Source organism: Achromobacter mucicolens (genome assembly GCF_902859725.1).
GTDB lineage: Bacteria > Pseudomonadota > Gammaproteobacteria > Burkholderiales > Burkholderiaceae_B > Achromobacter > Achromobacter mucicolens.
This window is the reverse complement of record NZ_CADIJP010000014.1, coordinates 77746-96534: the sequence shown is the minus strand read 5'-3', so window position 1 is coordinate 96534 and position 18789 is coordinate 77746. Positions and strand designations below refer to the sequence as shown.

21 protein-coding genes are annotated in these 18789 nt (G+C 66.9%); 16 read left to right on the top strand and 5 right to left on the bottom strand.

From position 1 onward, the window contains the following. Positions 1-238: 238 nt before the first annotated feature. From HV786_RS18585 to HV786_RS18565, 5 genes are all read left to right on the top strand, one after another. Positions 239-1393, top strand: coding sequence for an acyl-CoA dehydrogenase family protein (locus tag HV786_RS18585; RefSeq protein WP_062841365.1), 1155 nt, complete (start codon positions 239-241; stop codon positions 1391-1393). Continuing rightward, entirely contained in the window at positions 1390-2565 is a 1176-nt protein-coding gene (locus HV786_RS18580; RefSeq protein WP_062841364.1) for an enoyl-CoA hydratase/isomerase family protein, read from the top strand. Before HV786_RS18585 ends, HV786_RS18580 begins: the two co-directional genes overlap by 4 nt. 88 nt (positions 2566-2653) lie before the next feature. Further along, a complete protein-coding gene (gene mmsB, locus HV786_RS18575) occupies positions 2654-3544 on the top strand; it encodes a 3-hydroxyisobutyrate dehydrogenase (RefSeq protein ID WP_056316836.1) in 891 nt (296 codons plus the stop codon). Between the two features lies 1 nt (position 3545). Further along, positions 3546-3983, top strand: coding sequence for a PaaI family thioesterase (locus HV786_RS18570; protein ID WP_056316839.1), 438 nt, complete (start codon positions 3546-3548; stop codon positions 3981-3983). A 73-nt stretch (positions 3984-4056) separates the two neighbouring features. Beyond that, positions 4057-4746 carry a VIT1/CCC1 transporter family protein gene (locus HV786_RS18565; RefSeq protein ID WP_175211521.1) on the top strand — a complete coding sequence of 230 codons (690 nt, stop codon included), beginning with the start codon at positions 4057-4059 and terminating at the stop codon, positions 4744-4746. Positions 4747-4800: 54 nt separating this feature from the next. Here the strand turns inward: HV786_RS18565 and ygfZ are convergent, their stop codons facing one another. Beyond that, positions 4801-5799 (bottom strand): CAF17-like 4Fe-4S cluster assembly/insertion protein YgfZ, encoded by a 999-nt coding sequence (gene ygfZ, locus HV786_RS18560; protein WP_175211519.1) that lies wholly within the window; start codon positions 5797-5799, stop codon positions 4801-4803. 160 nt (positions 5800-5959) lie between these two features. Between ygfZ and mltG the strand changes: the two genes are divergently transcribed. The 11 genes from mltG to HV786_RS18505 all read left to right on the top strand — a co-directional run bounded on the left by mltG (position 5960) and on the right by HV786_RS18505 (position 16216). Beyond that, on the top strand, positions 5960-7045 hold the full coding sequence (gene mltG / locus HV786_RS18555; protein ID WP_420809645.1) for an endolytic transglycosylase MltG: 1086 nt from the start codon (positions 5960-5962) through the stop codon (positions 7043-7045). After that, positions 7042-7665 carry a dTMP kinase gene (gene tmk / locus HV786_RS18550; protein ID WP_063952342.1) on the top strand — a complete coding sequence of 208 codons (624 nt, stop codon included), beginning with the start codon at positions 7042-7044 and terminating at the stop codon, positions 7663-7665. The genes mltG and tmk overlap by 4 nt, the downstream gene beginning before the upstream one ends. Next, positions 7662-8711 (top strand): DNA polymerase III subunit delta', encoded by a 1050-nt coding sequence (gene holB / locus HV786_RS18545; protein ID WP_175211516.1) that lies wholly within the window; start codon positions 7662-7664, stop codon positions 8709-8711. The genes tmk and holB overlap by 4 nt, the downstream gene beginning before the upstream one ends. Before the next feature lie 66 nt (positions 8712-8777). Continuing rightward, complete coding sequence (locus HV786_RS18540; RefSeq protein ID WP_056316856.1) at positions 8778-9548, top strand: TatD family hydrolase; 771 nt, start codon at positions 8778-8780, stop codon at positions 9546-9548. A gap of 38 nt (positions 9549-9586) precedes the next feature. After that, positions 9587-10468 carry an ankyrin repeat domain-containing protein gene (locus HV786_RS18535; protein ID WP_175211514.1) on the top strand — a complete coding sequence of 294 codons (882 nt, stop codon included), beginning with the start codon at positions 9587-9589 and terminating at the stop codon, positions 10466-10468. 204 nt (positions 10469-10672) lie between these two features. Then, positions 10673-11413 carry an IclR family transcriptional regulator gene (locus HV786_RS18530; RefSeq protein WP_128828174.1) on the top strand — a complete coding sequence of 247 codons (741 nt, stop codon included), beginning with the start codon at positions 10673-10675 and terminating at the stop codon, positions 11411-11413. 55 nt (positions 11414-11468) lie between these two features. Next, positions 11469-12212, top strand: a complete 744-nt coding sequence (locus tag HV786_RS18525; RefSeq protein ID WP_175211502.1) for a glutamine ABC transporter substrate-binding protein — start codon at positions 11469-11471, stop codon at positions 12210-12212. Further along, on the top strand, positions 12209-12877 hold the full coding sequence (locus HV786_RS18520; protein ID WP_128828175.1) for an amino acid ABC transporter permease: 669 nt from the start codon (positions 12209-12211) through the stop codon (positions 12875-12877). Before HV786_RS18525 ends, HV786_RS18520 begins: the two co-directional genes overlap by 4 nt. Then, a complete protein-coding gene (locus HV786_RS18515) occupies positions 12874-13662 on the top strand; it encodes an amino acid ABC transporter ATP-binding protein (RefSeq protein ID WP_056316871.1) in 789 nt (262 codons plus the stop codon). Before HV786_RS18520 ends, HV786_RS18515 begins: the two co-directional genes overlap by 4 nt. Beyond that, positions 13659-14606 carry a formimidoylglutamase gene (gene hutG, locus HV786_RS18510; RefSeq protein ID WP_175211500.1) on the top strand — a complete coding sequence of 316 codons (948 nt, stop codon included), beginning with the start codon at positions 13659-13661 and terminating at the stop codon, positions 14604-14606. The genes HV786_RS18515 and hutG overlap by 4 nt, the downstream gene beginning before the upstream one ends. 320 nt (positions 14607-14926) lie before the next feature. After that, positions 14927-16216 (top strand): Glu/Leu/Phe/Val family dehydrogenase, encoded by a 1290-nt coding sequence (locus HV786_RS18505; RefSeq protein WP_056316875.1) that lies wholly within the window; start codon positions 14927-14929, stop codon positions 16214-16216. A gap of 159 nt (positions 16217-16375) precedes the next feature. Here the strand turns inward: HV786_RS18505 and HV786_RS18500 are convergent, their stop codons facing one another. The 4 genes from HV786_RS18500 to HV786_RS18485 are packed head-to-tail and all read right to left on the bottom strand — an operon-like array spanning position 16376 to position 18774. Then, on the bottom strand, positions 16376-17194 hold the full coding sequence (locus tag HV786_RS18500) for an RsiV family protein (RefSeq protein WP_128828176.1): 819 nt from the start codon (positions 17192-17194) through the stop codon (positions 16376-16378). Positions 17195-17224: 30 nt separating this feature from the next. Then, positions 17225-18001 (bottom strand): lipoate--protein ligase family protein, encoded by a 777-nt coding sequence (locus HV786_RS18495; protein ID WP_128828177.1) that lies wholly within the window; start codon positions 17999-18001, stop codon positions 17225-17227. After that, complete coding sequence (locus tag HV786_RS18490; RefSeq protein WP_056318682.1) at positions 17998-18273, bottom strand: lipoate-protein ligase small subunit; 276 nt, start codon at positions 18271-18273, stop codon at positions 17998-18000. Before HV786_RS18490 ends, HV786_RS18495 begins: the two co-directional genes overlap by 4 nt. 36 nt (positions 18274-18309) lie before the next feature. Beyond that, positions 18310-18774, bottom strand: coding sequence for a GNAT family N-acetyltransferase (locus HV786_RS18485; protein ID WP_056316881.1), 465 nt, complete (start codon positions 18772-18774; stop codon positions 18310-18312). Positions 18775-18789: the final 15 nt, after the last annotated feature.

Genomic DNA, 18789 nt, shown 5'->3' with positions numbered 1-18789 from the left:
TGACGGCCCCCGGCCCAGCGTCCCGTACGCCACCGTCGACATCCGCCGGTGGCGTTTTGCTTTCGGCCGTCCCCGCACATTGTCATCAATAAGACAAAGCGCCCGGCCGCTTCGGGCGTAACATTGAGCCGGATTCCCGCTTACGTTTACGTCAACGTCATGTCAAAATCGACGGGCTGGCGTTCACGAGACGGCAGCAACGCCACGAGACAATACCGACTACAACAGGAGACAGGCTGTGGACTTGGAACTGACCGACGAGCAGCGCGCGTTCGCGCAGGCCGCGCGCGACTACGCTGAGGGCGAACTGGCTCCCCACGCCGCGCGCTGGGACGCCGAGGGCATCTTCCCGCGTGAAGCCTTTGCCCGGGCGGGCGAGATGGGTTTCTGCGCGATCTACGCCAGCGAGGATATCGGCGGCCTGGGCCTGCCGCGCCTGGACGCCACGCTGGTGTTCGAGGAAATGGCGGCGGTGGATCCGTCCACCACGGCGTTCCTGACCATACACAACATGGCGACCTGGATGGTCGGCAAGTGGGGCCAGCCGGCCTTGCGGCAAGCCTGGGGACCCTTGCTCGCCAGCGGTGAAAAGCTGGCCTCTTATTGCCTGACCGAGCCCGGCGCGGGCTCCGACGCGGCGTCGCTGTCCACGCGCGCGCAGCGCGATGGCGACAGCTACATCGTCAACGGCGCCAAAGCCTTCATCTCCGGGGGCGGCGACACCGACCTGCTGGTCGTGATGGCCCGTACCGGCGGCGAGGGGGCCGCGGGCATCAGCGCCTTTGCGATCCCCGCAGACAGCGAAGGCATCGGCTATGGCCGCAAGGAAGAGAAGATGGGCTGGAACAGCCAGTCCACGCGTCCCATCACCTTTGAGAACGTCCGCGTGCCGGCCGCCAACATGCTGGGCGTGGAGGGCGAGGGCTTCAAGATCGCCATGAAGGGCCTGGATGGCGGCCGGATCAACATCGGCACCTGCTCGGTGGGCGCGGCGCAGGGCGCGCTGGACGCCGCCCGCCGCTACATGGACGAGCGCCGCCAGTTCAACCGCAGGCTGGCGGAGTTCCAGGCCCTGCAGTTCAAGCTGGCCGACATGGCGACGCACCTGGTGGCGGCGCGTCAGATGGTGAGGCTGGCCGCCTGCAAGCTGGACGCCGGCGCGCCCGATGCGTCCACCTACTGCGCGATGGCCAAGCGTTTCGCCACCGACATGGGCTTCCAGATATGCCTGGACGCGCAACAGATCCATGGGGGTTATGGTTACCTGAAAGACTATCCCTTGGAGCGTTTGGTGCGCGATACTCGCGTTCATCAGATTCTGGAGGGCACCAACGAGATCATGCGCGTGATCATTGCCCGCCAATTGTTGGAAAAAGGAGCCGACATAAGATGAATGCACCGGTGTTGTTCGAAGAAAGATCCGCCGCCAATGGAATGCGTTTCGGCATTGCGACGCTGAATGCGCCGCAAACGTTGAACGGCCTGTCGCTCGAGATGGTTGACCTGCTGGCGGACCGGCTGGACGCCTGGGCGCGTGATCCCGGTGTTGCGCTGGTGGTGCTGCAGGGCGCGGGCGACAAGGCGTTCTGCGCCGGGGGCGACCTGCATGGCCTGTATCGCAGCATGACCGAGAACGCGGGCAAGCCCAGCTGGAGCAACACCTACGCGCGCACCTTCTTCGAACGTGAGTACCGGCTGGACTATCGCATCCACACGTATCCGAAGCCCGTTCTGTGCTGGGGCCATGGCATCGTCATGGGCGGCGGTATCGGCCTGATGATGGGCGCAAGCCACCGCGTCGTCAGCGAGACCTCGCGCCTGGCCATGCCGGAAGTGTCGATCGGCCTGTTCCCGGACGTGGGCGGCAGCTGGCTGCTGAACCGCATGCCTGGCCGCAGCGGCGTCTTTTTGGCGCTGACGGGCGCGCAACTGAACACATCCGACGCCTTCTTTGCGGGGCTGGCGGATTTCCGCCTGAATAGCGCCGATTGGCCGGCGCTGCTGGCTTCGCTGGAGCAGCAGCCGTGGGCTGGCCAGGCCGCGGATGCGGCCGAGGACGCGATTCCCCCGCGCTCGATCAACGACGGCCTGCTGCGCCGCGCGCTGACCGCGCTGGAACCGCCCACGCCGCTTGAACCCGGGCCGCTGCGCCAGCACTCGTTCGTCGTCAACAACCTGTGCAACGGCAACCGGCTGGACGACATCTACGAAGAGCTGTCCTTTCTGAAGGACCACGAAGACCCCTGGCTCTCGCGCGCGGCCAAGACGATGCTGGCGGGCTCGCCGGGATCGGTGCGCCTGGCGTTTGCCTTGCAGCAGCGTACGCGTCTGCGGTCGCTGGACGACGTGTTTCGCGTCGAGTACATCGCCGCGCTGGCGTGCACGGCGCATGGCGACTTTGCCGAAGGCATCCGTGCGCTGCTGGTCGACAAGGACAAGAACCCGCGCTGGAATCCCGCCGTCATCGACATGGCGACTGACGCCTGGGTGCAGAAATTCTTTGAAGAACCCTGGCCCGAGGGCGAGCCGCATCCGCTTGCCGACCTGGGCCAGGAAGGGCGCTGATCCGCGGCCGGCCCGCCAGCCGGCCGATCCGCCACGCAGGTCACGATGAATCCATACCTACAGCAATAGCAACAGGAGACAAGACATCATGAGCAGCATCGCGTTTATCGGTTTGGGCAACATGGGTGCGCCCATGGCATTGAATCTGGTCAAGGCTGGCCACAGCCTGAAGGTGTTCGATCTGGTGCCGGCGGCCATCAAGCTGCTGACCGATGCCGGCGCGACTGCGGCCGCGTCCGCGTCGGAAGCGGTCCAGGGCGCAGAGGTCGTGATCTCGATGCTGCCGGCCAGCAAGCACGTCGAGGGCCTGTACCTTGACCAGGACCTGCTGGGCAAGATTTCCTCGAGCGCGCTGGTCATCGAATGCAGCACCATTGCGCCGGATTCGGCGCGCAAGGTGGCCCAGGCGGCCGAGGCGCGCGGCATTGCCATGATCGATGCGCCGGTGTCGGGCGGCACGGGCGGCGCGGCCGCGGGCACGCTGACCTTCATCGTGGGCGGCGCGGCCGCCTCGCTGGAGCGCGCGCGGCCCGTGCTGGAAAAGATGGGCAAGAACATCTTTCACGCGGGGCCTGCCGGGGCCGGACAGGTCGCCAAGATCTGCAACAACATGCTGCTGGGCATCCTGATGGCCGGCACGTCCGAGGCCCTGGCGCTGGGCGTGGCGAACGGCCTGGATCCGAAGGTGCTGTCGGACATCATCGCCAAGAGCTCGGGCCGCAACTGGGCGACCGAACTCTACAACCCGTGGCCGGGCGTGATGGAGCATGCGCCGGCCTCCAAGGGCTATGCCGGCGGATTCGGCGTGGACCTGATGCTCAAGGACCTGGGGCTGGCCGCCGAGGCCGCCCTGTCGGCGCGGGCGTCCATTCCGTTGGGCGAACTGGCGCGCAACCTGTATTCGCTGCATAGCGCCGGTGGTTCGGGCAAGCTGGACTTTTCCAGCATCGTCAATCTGGTCAAGCGCGAGCAGGACTGACGTGGCGCACGTCAACGCCTCGGAAGACCCGGCCGCGCGGGTCCAGGCCAGCTTCGATCAGCAGAGCATCATGGCGCTGCTGGGCGCGCGGCTGCATAGCGTCGAGCCGGGCAGGGTGGACATCGTCCTGCCGTACCGGCAGGACCTCTGCCAGCAGAACGGCTTTCTGCACGCGGGCATTTCCACCACCATTGCGGACAGTGCGGGCGGCTATGCGGCCTACACGCTGTTCGGACCGGGCGAGGATGTACTGACGTCCGAATTCAAGATGAACTTCCTGGCGCCCGCCAAAGGCGACCGGTTCGTCGCGACCGGCCGCGTGGTCAAGCCGGGCAAGCGTCTTTCGGTCTGCCAGGTGGAGATGTTTGCGCACGACGGAGAACAAGCCACGCTGTGCGTGATAGGCTTGCTCACCGCGGTGCGCGTGACGCCGCGATGAACGCTGCCGGGCATGCCGGGGCCATCGCCTCGCATGCCCGGCGTCCGTCACGCGTTGCATGGGTTTTCCGGCAATGCCAGCAAAAGAACACCACAGAATTTTCCGCAGCAACTGGCTGCGCGCCGCAGTGCTGGGCGCCAACGACGGTATCGTCTCCACGGCCAGCCTCATCACCGGCGTCGCGGCTGCCCAAGCCTCGCACGGCGCCATTCTCACTTCCGGACTGGCCGGCCTGGTGGCCGGCGCGCTGTCGATGGCGGCGGGCGAGTACGTGTCCGTGCGCACCCAGGCCGACACCGAAGCCGCCGACCTGCGGCTTGAACAGCGCTCGCTCAAGCGCAACTCCGGCGAAGAACTGGCAGAACTGGTCGACATCTACGTCGATCGCGGGCTGACCCGCGACTTGGCCGAGCAGGTGGCGCGCCAGCTCACCAGCCATGATGCGCTGGATGCGCACGCCCGCGACGAGCTGGGCATTTCGCTGCACAACCGCGCGCGGCCGGTCCAGGCGGCATTGGCGTCGGCGGCGTCGTTTGCCGGCGGGGCCGCCGTGCCGCTCGCCGTGGCGGCGGTATCGCCCGGATCGCCCCTGATCGGGTGGGTGATCGGCGCATCGGTCTGTTGTCTGGCGGCGCTGGGCACCATGGCCGCAAAGGCGGGGGGCGCGCCCAAGCTGCCCGCCGCGCTGCGCGTCACGGTGCTGGGCGCGGCGGCCATGGCGGTGACGGCGGGCGTGGGTGCGCTGTTCGGCGTGGCGGTCTGAAGACGAACGCCAGATTCGTGCGCGCCACGATTGGCGCGCACGGGCGCAGCAGGGTCAGGGATTGATGGCGTAGGGCAGCGGGGCGGGCGCGATGCGCGGACCGTCGGCGCTGGCCAGACGCAGATCGCCTTCGGGCAATGCGGCCAGGGTGGTTTCGAACAGCACCGACACCACGCCGGCATCGCTGGCGGCTTGCACCACGCGGCCAATGGCCTCGCCCGGTTGCGTGGCATCGAACACGTCCACCCCCGTCAGCGCCGGGCCCTGCAGGCTGGCGTCGGCAACGGTGCCGAAGGCCATGCGCCGCTTGACGGTGCCCCGGTAGTGGCTGCGCGCCACCACTTCCTGCCCGGGGTAACAGCCCTTGGTGAAGCTGACGCCCTGGATCAGGTCCAGGTTGACCGTCTGCGGAATGAAGACGTCCTGCGTGGCCGCGGCAATCCAGGGGATGCCAGCCGCCAGGTCAGCCGCCTGCCACTGCTGCGCCGAGGCCAGTCCCAGGGCCTGGGTCAGCGTGGCGGACTGTTCCAGCTGCTCGTCAGAGGCAATCCACCACCAGCGCAGACGGTCGTCGGCCGACGGCGCGACGATCCAGGTGCCGGACGGCAGGTCGGCGCGCTGCCACGTGGCGCGCGGCAGGGTGCCCGTCACGGCTTCCAGCGCGGCAGCCTGTTCCGGGGTGGCCTGCACGCCGGCCACGTGCAGGGGCGCGGCGGCCAGCTTGGCCTTGGCCCGCAGGACGAACATGGACAGGCGCTTGATCAGTGCTTGGGACAGGTCCTGGCGGACCATGCCGTAGAACTGGGGGGCGTCGTCGGTATCGCCGGCGCCGCGCCACATGACCATCGTGGCCAGCAGACGGCCCTTGGCGGTGCAATAGCCGGCCAATCGCGCGGCGTCTTGGGGCAGGCCCGTGACGTCCTGCGTGAGCTGGCCGTGCAGGAAGGACAGGGCGTCGGCGCCCGAAGCGGTGAAGACCGCCAGATCTTCCAGCGGAGCGCATTGCGCGCAACCTTCGGCGCGGACTGGAATCGAAGCGTAATAGGCGTGCATGGCGGCGGGAGTTATCGCGTCATCAAAGTGCTGATGATAGCCGTGTTCCCGGGCCGGCCCGGGCATGTCCCCGATGCGCAAAGGGGCGCGCCTCGCGATCCGGCCCCGGTTGTGTCACGGCTGCGGCCCGCGATCCATTAAACTTCCGACACTTATGAAGATGCGACTCCGAAATTTCGTCCTGTGGTTCCTGTTGCTCATCGTCCTGGCCGTGGGCGGCGCGGTGGGCGCCGCCTATACCTGGATGCACCGCCCGATGACGCTGTCGTCCGACAAGATCGACTTTGTGGTGGATCCGGGCAGCAGCCCGCGCACCGTCGCGCGCGCACTCAATGCCGCCGGCGTCCCGATGTGGGAGCCGGGTTTCGTATGGATGGCACGCCTGTCCGAGCGCGACAAGCTGATGAAGGCGGGCGGCTACCAGGCGCTCAATGGCGACACGCCCTGGCTGCTGCTCGAACGCCTGGCCCGCGGCGACATGACGCAGCGCCAGATCACCTTTCTTGAAGGCTGGACCTATCGCCAGATCCGCCAGGCGCTGCGCGAGAACCCCGACGTCAAGCAGACGCTGGGCGATGTCAGCGACGAAGAACTGATGGAGCGGCTGGGATCGACCATCAAACACCCGGAAGGCCTGTTCTTTCCGGATACCTATGTCTTCACGCCCGGCAGCACGGATTTCGACCTGCTGCGCCGCGCCTACCAGGAAGGGCAGCGCATCCTGAACGACACCTGGGACAAGCGCCAATCGGACGTGGCGGTGTCCACGCCCTATGAAGCACTGGTGCTCGCCTCCATCATCGAAAAGGAAACCGGCCATGGTCCGGAGCGCCGGCGCGTGTCGGGCGTGTTCACCAACCGGCTGAAGATCGGGATGCTGCTGCAGACCGATCCGACCGTAATCTACGGCATGGGCGAGGCCTACCAGGGCCGCATCCGCAAGCGCGACCTGCAGACCGACACGCCCTGGAACACCTACACGCGCCCGGGCCTGCCGCCCACGCCGATTGCCGCGCCCGGCCGGGCGGCCTTGCTGGCCGCCGTGCAGCCCGAGCAGCACAAGTTTCTTTATTTCGTGTCCCGGGGCAACGGCACCAGCGAGTTCTCGGCCAACCTGTCCGAACACAACCGCAACGTGGCCCGCTACATTCTTGGTCAGCGGTCCAACCCCACGCCCGCGCCCACCCCCGCGCCGGCGGCCTCGGCAGCGCCCGAACCCGAATCAGCACAAGGACAAGATCAATGACCTCACGCGGACGTTTCATTACGCTGGAGGGCGTGGACGGCGCGGGCAAGAGCACGCACACCGTCTGGATCGCGGATTTCCTGCGCGCGCAGGGCCTTGAGGTCGTGTCCACCCGCGAGCCCGGCGGCACGCCGCTGGGCGAGAAGCTGCGCGCGTTGGTCCTGAACGATCCGATGGGGCTGGATACGGAAACCCTGCTGATGTTCGCAGCCCGTTGCGAGCATTCGCGCCAGGTGATCGAGCCTGCGCTGGCGCGCGGAGCGTGGGTCGTCTGCGACCGTTATACCGACGCCAGTTACGCCTACCAAGGCGGCGGCCGCGGCCTGGGCGCCGAGCGCGTGGCGGTTCTGGAAGCCTGGATGCATGCCGGCCGGCCGGACCGCACCTGGCTCTTTGACGTGCCGCTGGAAGTCGCCCGGGCGCGCCTGGCCGACGCGCGCGAACCGGATCGCTTCGAGCGCGAGGGCGCGGCGTTCTTCGAGCGCACCCGCCAGGCCTACCATGCCCGCGCAAAGGCCGATCCGGACCGTATCCGCGTCGTCGATTCGACGCGCGCCATCCCCGAAATCCGCGCCGACCTGGAAGCCGGCCTGCGCGAGCTGTTGGCCATTCCCGCATGAGCGCGCCCCAGTTTCACCCCTGGCAGATGGACACGGCCCGTGCCTGGCTGGGCAATCGCGACCGCTTTGCGCATGCCTGGCTGGTGCATGGGCTGGCTGGCATCGGCAAGCTCGATTTCGCCATCGCGGCGGCGGCCAGCCTGCTGTGCGAGACGCCTGAAAACGGCCTGGCCTGCGGCCACTGCGCCGCCTGCGCCTGGTTCGCCAGCGGCAACCATCCCGACCTGCGCCGCATCCGCCCCGAGGCGGTGGCCGTGGAAGAGGGCGCCGACGCCGCCGAGCAGGCCGAAGACGCCGAACCGGCGGCCGGCGCCGCCAAGCGCGCGCCGTCCAAGGAAATCCGCATCGACCAGATCCGTTCGCTGGAGTCCTGGTTCAACACCGCCACGCACCGCGGCGGCTGGCGCGTGGCGTTGCTGTACCCGGCCCATGCGCTCAACGTCGTGTCGTCCAACGCCTTGCTCAAGGTGCTGGAAGAACCGCCTCCCCATACGGTATTCCTGCTGGTCGCCGATGCGCCGGACCGGTTGCTGCCCACGCTCGTGTCGCGCTGCCGCCGCTTGCCGCTGCCTGCGCCCGATGCGGATACGGCGTTGCAGTGGCTGCGGGACCAGAACGTCGAGCCCGCGCGCGAGTGGCTGGCCGCGGCGGGGGGCGCGCCGCTGGCGGCGCTGCGCCTGGCGCAGGCCGGTGAATCCGCCTGTCCAGCGTGGCTGGGCCAGCTGGTCAACCCGCTGGCCAAGGGTCAGACGCCCGACGTGGGCACGCTGGCCGAAGCGCTGGAGAAAGTGGCCGCGCCAGAATGGATCGATGCCCTGCAACGGCTGTACACGGACCTGATGCTTGTCAGCGCCGGTGCGCCGGTGCGCTATTTTCCGTCGCTGGCGGCCGGCGTGGCGCAGGTGGCCGCCCGCATGCATCCTGCCCGCGTGGCCGAGGCCGCCCGCTGGCTGACGCGCCAGCGCGCGCTGGCCACCCACCCCTTGAACGCCAAGCTGTTCGCCCACGCCACCCTGCAGCGCGTGGTGCTATCCTGCCAGGCGTAAGTCCTTGATCCGGCGGCGCTTTGCTTCGCTTCGCAAAGCGTCCCGGTTCGCAACACCAGACTCACCATGTACGTCGATTCCCACTGTCATCTGAATTTCCCCGAGCTTGCCAACGATCTGCCGGCCATTCTTGACCGCATGACGGCCAATCAGGTCACGCACGCGCTCGTCGTCAGCGTCAACATGCCGGAATGGCCCGGGCTGATGTCGCTGGTCGAGCCGCAGCCCCGTCTGTGGGCCTCGGTAGGCGTGCACCCCGACTACGAAGACACGCCGGACCCGACGCCCGAGGAACTGGTGCGACTGGCCGAGCATCCCAAGGTCGTGGCCATCGGCGAAACCGGGCTGGACTACTACCGTCTGTCCGAACCGCTGGATTGGCAGCGTGAACGTTTCCGCCGCCATATCCGCGCCGCGCGCGACGCCGGCCTGCCGCTCATCGTGCACACGCGATCGTCCGCCGAGGACACCGTGCGCATGCTGCGCGAGGAAAAGGCGGCCGAGGCGGGCGGCGTGATGCATTGCTTCACCGAGACGTGGGAAGTGGCGCAGGCCGCGCTGGACCAGAACTTCTACATTTCGCTGTCGGGCATCGTGACGTTCAAGAATGCGCAGATCGTGCATGAAGTGGCCGCCAAGGTCCCGCTGGACCGGCTGCTGATCGAAACCGACTCGCCCTACCTGGCCCCGGTGCCGTTTCGCGGCAAGCTCAACGATCCGTCCAAGGTGATCCACGTGGCCGAAAAGATCGCGGACCTGCGCGGCATCACGGCAGCCGAGGTCGCCCGCGCTTCCACCGACAATTTCTTCAAGCTTTTCAGCAAGGTGAAGAAATAGGTCGACCCGATTTTTTGAATCTGCATCCTAGGACAGCCATGGCCATCCGCATTGCCTCCGCCCATAAAGCCCTTCTGACGTGCAGCCGCGCCGGCCTGCTTGCGCTGGCCATCGGTCTGGCCGCGCCGACCGCGCAGGCGGCCAATCCGGGCGACTGGTGGGTCTACGTCGCCAACGATTACCCCGACGACATCCGCGACCTGCTGGCGCAGGGGTCGGATCCCAACGTGCGCTACAAGAATGGCCAGCCGGCCATCATGCGCGCGGTCGTGGACAACGCCTGGAAGGTGTTTGATGTGCTCGCCGCGGACAAGCGCACCGACGTCAACGCCGAGAACCCGGCGGGCGAAACGCCGCTGATGTACCTGGCCATCGCCGGCCAGACCGAGCGCGCCAAGAAGCTGATCGCGCGCGGCGCCCAGGTGAACCGCCTGGGATGGACGCCGCTGCATTACGCCGCCTCCAAGGGGCAGATGGAAATGGCGCGCCTGCTGCTCGCGAACAAGGCGATGGTCAACGCGCCGGCGCCCAATGGCGAGACGCCGCTCATGATGGCGGCGCTGTCTGGCCGCAAACCCATGGTCGAATTGCTGATCCGGGCCGGGGCCGACGTCACCACCCAGGACACGAAGGGGCAGGATGCGGCCGCGTGGGCGGCCACGGGCAAGTCGGAGTCGCTGGCCGCCGAGCTGACGGCCATGGCCCAGAAGGAAGCGGACGCCAAGCGCAAACGCCGCGCGTCGGCGCAAGGGGCGCCGCAGGAGGCGGGCGCCGCTCTCACGGGAGCGGGGCAACCCGTCGAGGCGCCTGCGCCGGTCCCGGCACCCGCGCCGGCCGCCGCCGCGCCGGCGGCTGGCGGCGGTGTGAAGGGCGTCTCCGGCGTCGGGCTGTCGGATTACGAGAAGCCGCCTGCGCCCTGATGCTCGGTCTCTACCTTGCTCTGCCCCGCGGTCTGACCCAACCGCCGCAGACGCCGCCATTGCACCAAACCCGCCTCCCGGCGGGTTTTTTTGCGTCCGGAATTCGGGGTTTTCCCTTGTGATTCTCATTTGGTGGGAAAAAATATAAGTGAAACCGCCACAAATTGATAATCTCGCGTCCATATTGCTGGGAGTTGAGTCGTTATGTCGGAAACATCTGTCGGGGCGGGCGCGGATCGCGTCCTGTATGTGCTGGCCACCTTGGCCCGGCACGACGGCCCGCTCAGCATTGCCGCGCTGGCCGACAAGACGGGCCTGGCGCAAAGCACGCTGTACCGGCAGATTGCGCTCCTCAAGCGCTGGGGTTTTGTCGCCGAACACGACGGCGAGTACGGACCCGGGCCGCTGTGCGTGCAGCTTGCGTGGGGCTTTGACCAGTCATCGTTCCTGATTCATGAAGCGCAGCCCGACATGGCTGCGCTTGCCGCATCGTCCGGCGAAACCATCGGACTGCTCGTCGCCGTGAAGGACCAGGCCGTGTGCCTGGACATGGTGGAAAGCCAGCATCCGCTGCGCTGCTCGTTCACCAAGGGCCGCGGACTGCCGCTGGCGCGGGGCGCGTCGGCCAAGTCGCTGCTGGCTTTCATGCCGCACGCCCGGCTGCAGGCGACGCTGGCCTACCTGGCCAACGAGGCCGCCGTGGATGCCGACCGGCTGGCGAACGAGCTCGAGGCCATTCGCGACCAGGGCTATGCCGTGACCGACAGCGAGGTCGACGCCGGCGTCTGGGGCGTCAGCGTGCCGATCTTCCAGCGGCCGAACCAGGCCGTGGCCTCGATCACGCTGATGGCGCCGTCCACCCGCGCCGCGCAGCATCCCGACGCGCTGATCGACATGACCTTGGCAGCCGCCCGCCGCATCTCCGAACGCCTGAAGGCCGCCTGACGCCGCATTGCACACCCTCTTACCTCACGTCGTACCCACTTCCATAGGACCCACCATGATGAATCGCCGCACTCTGCTGTCCGCCGCTCTGTCCCTGAGCCTCGCCTGCGCCGCTGGCGCCGCGCACGCCCAGGAAACGATCCGCGCCGTCACCGACGCCACCTTCCCGCCGATGGAATTCGTCAAGGACGGCAAGCGCACCGGCTTTGACATCGAACTGGTCGAGGCGCTGGCCGGCGCGATGGGCAAGAAGGTCGAGTGGATCGACATCGACTTCAAGGGCCTGATTCCCGCGCTGCAAGCCGGCCGCGCCGACATCGCGGTGTCCGCCATCTACATCACGCCCGAGCGCAGCAAGGTCGTCGACTTCACCGACCCGTACTACGCGGGCGGTCTGGTGGTCCTGACCAAGGCCGACGGTCCCATCAAGTCGCTCAAGGACCTGGAGGGCCGCAAGGTGTCGGTGCAGGTCGGCACGAAGTCGGTGAACTACCTGAAGGAGCATTTCCCCAAGGTCCAGCGCGTGGAAGTCGAAAAGAACCAGGAGATGTTCAACCTGGTGCAGATCGGCCGCGCCGATGCCGCGGTGACGGGCAAGCCCGCCGCCAAGCTGTTCGCGCAAAGCACCAACGGCCTGACCGTGCTGAACGAGCAGATCACGACCGAGGACTACGGCATCGCCGTGCCCAAGAACAAGCCTGAGCTCACGCGCGACCTGAACGCCGCGCTGCAGAAGCTGAAGGCTGATGGCAGCTACCAGGCCATCGTCAACAAGTGGTTCGAGGCGCCCGCGAAATGAACATGGATTTTTCTCCCGTCTTCGCCGACTTCGACGCGCTCTTGCGGGGCGCGGTGGTCACCATCGAGGTGACCGCCGGCGCCTTGCTGCTGGGCTGCGTGATGGGGCTGCTGGTCGGTATCGGCAGGCTCAACCCGCAGCGCCGCGTCATTTATCACCTGTGCAGCACGTATCTGCTGTTCTTTCGAGGCACGCCGCTGCTGGTGCAGCTTTTCATCTGGTTCTTCGGCCTGCCTCAGTTTGGAGTGACGCTGCCGGCGTTCGCCTGCGGCGTGCTGGGCCTGGGTATGTACTCCGGGGCCTACGTGTCGGAAATCGTGCGGGGCGCGATCCAGTCGGTGGATCGCGGCCAGACGGAGGCGGCGCGTTCGCTGGGCATGTCGTCCGGCCAGGCCATGCGCATCATCATCCTGCCGCAGGCGGTGGTGCGCATGATCCCGCCGCTGGGCAACGAGTTCATCGCGCTGATCAAGAACTCCGCGCTGGTGTCGCTGTTGACCATTCACGATCTGATGCACGAAGGGCAGAAGATCATCAGCGTGTCTTACCGCTCGCTGGAAACCTACCTGGTGGTGGCATTGATCTATCTGGCCCTGACCACGATCGCCATGGTGATTTTGCGCAAGATCGAACATCGCCTGCGCGCTGGAGGAATGGTGCAATGAGCCTCGTCATTGAAGGGCAGGAAATGATCCGCATCCGCGGCCTGCATAAATCCTACGGCGATCACGCCGTCCTGCGCGGCATCGATTTCGATGTGTTGAAGTCGCAAGTGGTCGTGGTCATCGGCCCCAGCGGATCGGGCAAGAGCACCTTGCTGCGTTGCTGCAACGGCCTTGAAGTGGCTCAGCGCGGCACCGTGGACATCTGCGGCCAGACGTTGCAAGACAACGGCGCGCTGTTGCCGGAGGCCGAGCTGAACGCGTTGCGCACGCAGGTGGGCATGGTGTTCCAGGGCTTCAATCTGTTCCCGCACCTGTCGGTGCTGGACAACGTGACAGTCGGCCCGCGCACGCTGCTCGGCATGGGCCGCGAAGAGGCCAATGGGCTGGCCGCGGACCTTCTCAACAAGGTGGGCCTGTCGCAGAAGATGGCGGCCATGCCCGCCAGCCTGTCGGGCGGGCAGAAGCAGCGGGTGGCCATCGCACGCGCGCTCGCCATGCAGCCGCAGGTCATGCTGTTCGACGAGCCGACCTCGGCGCTGGACCCGGAATTGGTGGGCGAAGTGCTGCAGGTCATGAAGCTCTTGGCCCGCGAAGGCATGACCATGATGGTCGTGACACACGAAATGGGCTTTGCCCGCGACGTGGCCGATGTGGTCGCCGTGATGGACGGCGGCGTGATCCTGGAGTCCGGTCCGCCGGACGTGATCTTCACCCAACCACGCGAAGCCCGCACCCGCGAGTTCCTGCAGGCGGTGCTGAGCGCGAGTCCGGGGGCGGCAGCATGAACGCACCGCAACTGGACAAGAGCGTGTGGAAGGCGCGCGACGACAGCGCCGAGCAGGGCGACACGCGCCGGCTGGCGCATATCGTCGAGCCTGAAGCAGGGCAGGGCGAAATGGGCGAAGCCGTGCTGCTGGGCTTTGCCTGCGATGCGGGCGTGGCGCGCAACCAGGGGCGCGTGGGCGCCGCCGCGGGGCCGGCCGGTATCCGCAAGTACCTGGCGGGCCTGCCGGCGCACGGTCTGACGCGCCTGCTGGATGCCGGCGACGTCGAATGCCACGGCGACAAGCTGGAGGACGCACAGGAGCGCCTGGGCTTGCGTCTGGCCGAACTGATGGGCCGGGGCGCCCGGCCGGTCGTGCTGGGCGGCGGGCATGAAATCGCCTGGGGCAGTTTTCAGGGGTTGGCCCGCTGGCTGGATGCGCGCGGCGACGCCGGCGCCGTGCTGGTCCTGAACCTGGACGCGCACTTTGATCTGCGTACGGGCCGTCCCGGCAGCTCGGGCACGCCGTTCGACCAGATTGCGATAGACAGCGAGGCGCGCGGGCGCGACCTGCAATACGCCTGCCTGGGCGTTTCGCGGTTGGCCAATACACCGGCGCTATACGCCCGCGCCGCGGAAATCGGGTCCGTGTGGATTGAAGACCGGGACATGCAGGAGCGTCATCTTGAGGCGCGGCTGGCCGATGTGGATGGGTTGCTGGCCAAGGCGCAGCACGTGTATCTGACGATCGACCTGGACGTGCTGCCCGCGGGCGTGATGCCGGGGGTGTCCGCGCCGGCGCCTTATGGCGTGCCGATGGCGGTGATCGAGGAAATCGTCCTGCGGGTCAAGGCCAGCGGCAAACTCCGGCTGGCCGACCTCGCGGAATTCAATCCCAAGTTCGACGTCGACGGCCATGGCGCGCGCGCGGCGGCGCGGCTGGCCTGGCAGTTGTTGTCGGCGTGATTCAACACGGATGTGGTGTCTGACACCCTTGTTGCGATGGTGCAGGCTGTAGACCGTCTCACCAGAGTGTCAGATACCGGGGCAGATGCAGGGCGGCTCCTCTTTGCGAGGGCCGCCGTTTTTTATCGGCCGTTGGCGTCCCGCGCAGGCTGGACGCGCCCGGTTTCGCGGCTTAGGATAGGTGCAGCTTCCGGCCCCGCCTGCGACCCGTTCGGTATCTGCAACATCTATACGTCCCTATTTAAAAAATTTAGACTTTAAATAGGGACGGTATTAGTTTCGTGGATAAAATGGCGCAACTTTGTCAGGAGAGCATGCTCATGTCTCAAACTCCCACCCATGCCTTGCCGTCGTATCTGAATGCCGAGGACCTCGGCCCCTGGGGTAATTACCTGCAACAAGTCGACCGGGTCACGCCGTACCTCGGTTCCCTGAGCCGGTGGGTCGAGACGCTGAAGCGTCCGAAGCGCTCGCTGATCGTCGATGTGCCGATCGAACTGGACAACGGCACCATCGCCCACTTCGAGGGCTACCGCGTGCAGCACAACGTGTCGCGTGGTCCGGGCAAGGGCGGGGTGCGTTTCCATCAGGACGTCACGCTGTCCGAAGTGATGGCGCTGGCGGCCTGGATGTCGGTCAAGAACGCCGCGGTCAACCTGCCGTACGGCGGCGCCAAGGGCGGCATCCGTGTCGATCCGCGCAAGCTCTCCGCGTCGGAACTCGAACGCATGACCCGCCGCTACACCAGCGAGATCGGCGTCATCATCGGACCGTCCAAGGACATTCCCGCGCCTGACGTGAACACCAACGCCCAGACGATGGCCTGGATGATGGACACGTATTCCATGAACGAAGGCGCCACCGCCACGGGCGTGGTCACGGGCAAGCCGATCGCGCTGGGCGGCAGCCTGGGCCGCGTCGAAGCCACGGGCCGCGGCGTGTTCGTCGTGGCGTGCGAAGCCGCGCGTGACAGGAACATCGATGTGGCCGGCGCACGCGTTGTCGTGCAAGGCTTTGGCAACGTGGGCGGCACCGCCGCCCGCCTGTTCCACGAGGCCGGCGCCAAGGTCATCGCCGCGCAGGATCACACCGGCACCGTGCACAACCCGGCCGGCCTGGACGTGCACAAGCTGCTGTCGCATGTGTCGCAAACCGGCGGCGTGGGCGGCTTCTCGGGTGGCCAGGCGCTGGACAAGAACGAGTTCTGGACGCTGGAAACCGAGTTCCTGATCCCGGCGGCCCTGGAAAGCCAGATCACGGTCGACAACGCCGCCAAGGTGCGCGCCAAGATCGTGGTGGAAGGCGCTAACGGCCCGACGACGCCGGAAGCGGACGACATCCTTGCCGAGAACGGCGTGTACGTGGTGCCCGACGTGCTGGCCAACGCTGGTGGCGTGACGGTCAGCTACTTCGAGTGGGTGCAGGACTTCTCCAGCTTCTTCTGGAGCGAGGAAGAGATCAACCAGCGCCTCGAGCGCCTGATGCGCGAAGCCTACGCGTCGGTGGCGCAGGTGTCGCGCGAGCACAAGGTGACGCTGCGTACCGCCGCGTTCATCGTGGCTTGCACGCGCATCCTGCAGGCCCGCCAGGTGCGCGGCCTGTACCCGTAAAGACTGAATCGGCATGGCGCCTTCGCGGGCGCAATGCCGAGGAGGCAGAGAGAGACAAAAAAGGAATCGCTCCGCAAGGGGCGATTCCTATTGGTGGTTATGAAAAATGCCGGGCAGATGCCCGGCATTTTCACGTCAAGACCCGGGCTGGCCGAGTCTTCACGATGCCGGCAGCAGTTCCGGCTTCAGGATGCCGCGCAGATCGTGGTACGAAATCGTCAGCTCCGGCTCGCCATGCGAATATGGCGCGATCGAGTAGGCGTCGTACTTGACCACGATGCCATCGCGCGTGATCGCGAAATTGTCGCTTTCCTGGAAGGGCCACATCTTGTTGTAGGCCGCAGGGTCGCGCTTGGCATCCGGGTTGCCCGTCAGCCATTTCGCGTGCGCACGCTGCAACGCGGCGACGTACTCGGCGCGGCGTCCCGGGATCAGTGCTTCGTCCAGGCTCATGACGCGGCCGCGGCTGCGCTCCCAGTTCAGGTACTGGGTGGCCGGGATGCCGTGCGCGGCGCCGGTCAGGTACTGTTCCGTGTGCAGTTCGACGGCGACGATGTCGCCCACCGTGTCCTTCACGCTGGCCTTGAAGTAGGTCGCGTCGCGCGGGCGCGCCGTGGACCAGAAATACTGCGTGTATTCCGACAGCGTCTCGTAGGGGCCGCGGCGATTGGCGTCGGTGCCGGTCATGTAGGCAAGCACGTGGTCCACCAGCGCGGTCAGTTTCGGGATGCCCGGAAACGCCACACTGTCGATTTCGATGCGCGGGCAGTCGCCCTCGCAGCCCGGCTTGTTGGCCGCCCATTTGATGCGCTCGGTGGACAGGTCGCCCAACTTTTCCGGCGTGGCCGAAGACGAGGCATCGGGCGTTGCCAGGGTGATGTTCGAGGGGGGCGTGCTGCCGCAGCCGGCCAGGGCCAGCAGGGCGGCGCCCAGGATCAGACCGCGTATCGCGCCAGCCGGCGTGAAGCTGCGATTCATGCAATTACCTCCAGAAAACGCACGGCGCCGTCAGGGCACGACGCCTGTCCACTCGTCGCGGGAGAATTTTTCGTCCGCCTGCGCCTGGGCGCGCGCCAACGTTTCCGTGCCCACGCTACCCGGGGTCAGACGATGCAGCCCGGCAAAAGTTTCCACCATGCGGTCGATGATGACCTCACGCGCCAGCCCGGTCTGCGTGCGCAGCGGATCGACGCGCTTCTTGGCGCTGGTGGTGCCCTTGTCGGAAAGCTTCTCGCGCCCGATGCGCAGGACCTCGACCATCTTGTCGGCGTCGATATCGTAGGACATGGTGACGTGATGCAGCACGGCGCCGGCGCGGCGAGCCTGCGCGGCGCCGCCGATCTTGCCGATGTCGGAGGCGATGTCGTTGAGCGGCTGATACCAGGCCTTGATGCCCAGGCCCTGCAGCGCGGTCAGCACCCAGGCGTCCAGGAAGGCATACGACTCCTGGAAGCTCATGCCGTGGACCAGCGCCTGTGGCGCGCTCAGCGAATACGTAATGGAGTTGCCCGGCTCGATGAACATTGCGCCGCCGCCGCTCACGCGGCGCACCACTTCGATGCCGTGGCGCTTGGCGCCGTCCGGATCGACTTCGTTCTTCAGGGATTGAAAGCGGCCGATCACGACGGCCGGCGCGGACCACTCCCAGATGCGCAGGGTGGGTGGGCGCTGGCCGGCGCCGACTTCGTCGGTGATGACGGCGTCCAGCGCCATGTGCAGCGCGGGCGGCTGCGGGCCTTCGTGGATCAGCTGCCAGTCGTAATCGTTCCAGTCGGTGCGGCTCATGCCAGCGCCCTCCGCAGCACCACGGCGATGGCTTCGGCCGAGAAGCCGAACATTTCGGCGTCGGCCGGCAGGGCCGATTGCACGGCAACCGCCAGTTCCAGTTCGCCGGCGTCCGCGGGCATGCCGTTCAGGCCGCGGTTGATGGCTTCCAGCGCCTCGGGCGGCTCAAGGAAAAAGTCGCCGCTGATGCGCACGTCGGCCAGGCGGCCGTCGCGCACTTCCAGGTCCGCGACGACCAGCTTGCCGCCGGGAACTTTGTATTCGCCATGCAAAGGCATTGGGCGCTCCTTTCAAATCAGAATCAGACGTTACAGGCTGAGCTTCATGCCGTCATGGCTGGCCTTGAAACCCAGGCTTTCATAGAACCGGCGCGCATCGGGGCGCGCGCGGTCGGTGGTGAGCTGGACCAGTTCGCAGCCCTGGATCCGGCATTGTTCGATGGCCCATTCGAACATCGCGTGGCCCAGTCCCGCGCCGCGAAACGCCGAGGCGATGCGCACGCTTTCGATCTGGCCCCGCCACATACCCCGCCGCGACAGGCCGGGTATGAACGATAACTGCAAACAGCCCGCCAGTTGTGAATCCTGCTCAACCACGGCGAGGAATTGGTTGGAATCCTGCTCGATGGCCTCGAAGGCGGCAAGGTAGCGCGGGTTCAGCGGGACCGAGGCGTCCTCGCGGCCTGCGCCCAGATCGTCATCGGCCAGCATGGCCACGATGGCAGGCAGATCGGCCGCGCGTGCGCGGCGAAAAACGCGTTGCGGGGCAGTCATGGCGTGCTCCTTCGC